The sequence below is a fragment of the Bradyrhizobium sp. 31Argb genome (assembly GCF_043638955.1).
Classification (GTDB): domain Bacteria; phylum Pseudomonadota; class Alphaproteobacteria; order Rhizobiales; family Xanthobacteraceae; genus Bradyrhizobium.
In genome coordinates this window covers 1-2,546 of the sequence record NZ_JBEGDB010000509.1, presented here as the reverse complement: position 1 = coordinate 2,546, position 2,546 = coordinate 1, and the positions used below count along the sequence as shown (strand labels likewise).

Genomic DNA, 2,546 nt, shown 5'->3' with positions numbered 1-2,546 from the left:
TCCTACCCCCGTGCTTTTTGTTGCACGGGACCCACGGGTGCAACCGGCACCCGGCTTTCCCTGCGCCCTCTGTTCGAGAAGAGGGTGAAACGAGACGCAAAGCTCGGACGCAACGCGCCGCGAGAAGGCGGACTCACATCCTCACGCTGTTTGAAATTTGAATCCGAACCTCTCCCCACGTCGTCCCGGGCTTGACCCGGGACCCATAACCACAGGATTTCGTAATGTGCTCCGCTGCAACCGCTTGCTCGCGCCACAACAACTCCCTGTGGTTATGGGTCCCTGCCTTCGCAGGGACGACAGTCGCTCGCCGTCGCCGTCCTCACCTTGGCGCGTAGCCACACGAAAATATCTGTCCTCGCGGGCACCTTGCGGCAAGCTGCAAACCGCTGCCGGGCAGTTCGCGGCCGCCGCCTCGGTGCGATATTGCGGCAGATGACCGTCGAGCGAATAGGCGACGCAAAGCGCGAGGCTGGCCCAGACGGCCGCGCTGAAATAAAGCGACATCCAGGCAATCTCGTCCTTCCAATGCTCGAAATCGTGCGTCACGACCCAGCGCGTGCTCACGTCGTGGAGCCCCTCGAGAAAACCGAGAAGCTTGCTGCCATCGGCAAGACCGGCCTGCCATCGGCTCAAATACATCGGCACGTCGATCGTGATGAGAAAGGCCAGATAACCCGCAATTCCCACGATCGCGACGATGAGGGCGATGCGAACCGGACCGTTGAATTCAGGCAGCAGCCGGCAAAGGCCAACCCCCACAACGAAGAAGGCGATCGCCCATATCGAGTTCTCGATGGCATTGCCCAGATAGTTGGTGGACACCACGGCGTACCATGAGAAGCACTCGGCAATGAGGATCAGGGGGACGATCAACTGCGCGGCGTTCAACGTGGTGTCCGCGCCGGTCATCCCGCCCAATTGGTTGAGGATGATCGCCCACTGCACCGCAAAGCAGATCTCGGCCACGGTCGCCACCGATCGGCCAACGAAGACGCTCGATAGCCAGGTGTCGACCAGGCAGATCCGCTGAACGTCCGCGCGCGGCAGCAGCGACCTGAATGCGCAGCCAAAGACATAGGCCGCGGACAGCAGGAACATGGACTGGGTGCTGGAGCTGCTGACTAGGCCGCCCGAGGGAACTTTGTGAAACTCGCCGTACAGCAAGAACCAAAGCGCGATGTTGGCGCCGCTGATAAGGGCCAACAGACCCCACCAGCGAACCACTGGATTTGGCCGCGCCCGCCACTCCATACTCATGGGCCCTGCTCCCGCGTAGTCGAACTGACATGCAACGGTAGCAATCCTGTCACAAATCGCAACCCATTGCGACGGGCTGACGGAGGCTTGACGCTTCTGTGACACGGTCGGCAGCGCGGCCCCGTCTCTTCACGAGACGGACGGCGCAGCGGATGCGTTCAGCCAACCTTAGTGTGACAGTCGCAGGGCGGGCGCAGGAAACGCCGGCGCCCAGTTCAGCGCCAGCCGCTGGCCGATCACGATCTCATCGGTCGACATCTTTGACGCGACTGCGTTGCGGAACCGTGCATAGGCATCCCGCTCGCGCCCGCTGGTTCGCGCCGCCGCGAGATTGAGCCACTTATAGGCGAGGACGAAATCCTGCGGAACGCCGTGGCCCTTGTCGTACAAGAGGCCAAGCATGGCTTGCGCGAATGGATTGCCCTGAATGGCAGCGCGGGCATAGAGATCGGCGGCGGCGTCATAGGCTTGCGGCGCGCCGAAGCCGTGCTCATACATGAAGCCGAGCAGGCCGAGCGCGGTTGCATTCTCGCGTTCGGCCAGCGGTGCAAGCTCTCGGAACGCGCGAATGTAGTCGCCGCGATGGAACGCAGCGGTCCCGCGCGACAGACTGCTGGCGCCGACCGGCGCGGCGGCAGTTGAAAGAGCAACGGCCAGCAGCGCGAGGAGAAATCGGCGCGCGGCGCGGATGCTCAGCATTCTCTGTCCTGCTCAATGGAAGCTGGTCGTGATTGCGGCGTTGGTCGGAGTCGTGGCAATGCTGCCGCGCAGCTTCGATCGGAGTTCTTCCGCCACGACGTGAGCATCGGAGCCGTCGCGGATGATCTGCGGGCGGATGAAGATGATCAACTCGGTGCGCTGGGTGCTGTTGCTCTGGTGTCCGAAGGCATCGCCAAGGCCCGGAATCTGGTCAAGCACCGGGATGGCGCTGCGGGTGCCGTTCTGCTGTTCGCTGATCAGGCCCGCCAGCAGCACGGTCTGACCGTTCGCCACCGAGATCTGGCTCTTGACCCGCCGCTCCGACACCGTCGGCGTCAGGCTGTTCGCACTGGCTGCGGGCACGTTGCTGATCTCCTGCTCGACGTCGAGCCGAACATTGCCATTGACGCTGATGCGCGGCGAAACCCGCAAGATGATGCCGGTGTTGCGATAGTCGATCGTGTTGACGACGGTGTTGTTCATCGTCAACACCGTCGCACTCCCGGTCGACACTAGGGGAATCGCATATGGCCTTAGGGGGTATTGCATAGCGGAGCGAATTGGATTCTTCGGGTGTCTCCCGATTC

Annotated in this window: 1 protein-coding gene and 2 pseudogenes; all 3 read right to left on the bottom strand. The window is 62.5% G+C overall.

Translation table 11 applies throughout. From position 1 onward, the window contains the following. Positions 1-423: 423 nt before the first annotated feature. Positions 424-1,260: pseudogene (locus AAFX91_RS40760) on the bottom strand (hypothetical protein); the annotation flags it as partial. Between the two features lie 168 nt (positions 1,261-1,428). Continuing rightward, a complete protein-coding gene (locus tag AAFX91_RS40755; RefSeq protein WP_394570251.1) occupies positions 1,429-1,959 on the bottom strand; it encodes a tetratricopeptide repeat protein in 531 nt (176 codons plus the stop codon). A gap of 12 nt (positions 1,960-1,971) precedes the next feature. Continuing rightward, positions 1,972-2,472: pseudogene (locus AAFX91_RS40750) on the bottom strand (type II secretion system protein GspD); the annotation flags it as partial. Positions 2,473-2,546 lie beyond the last annotated feature (74 nt).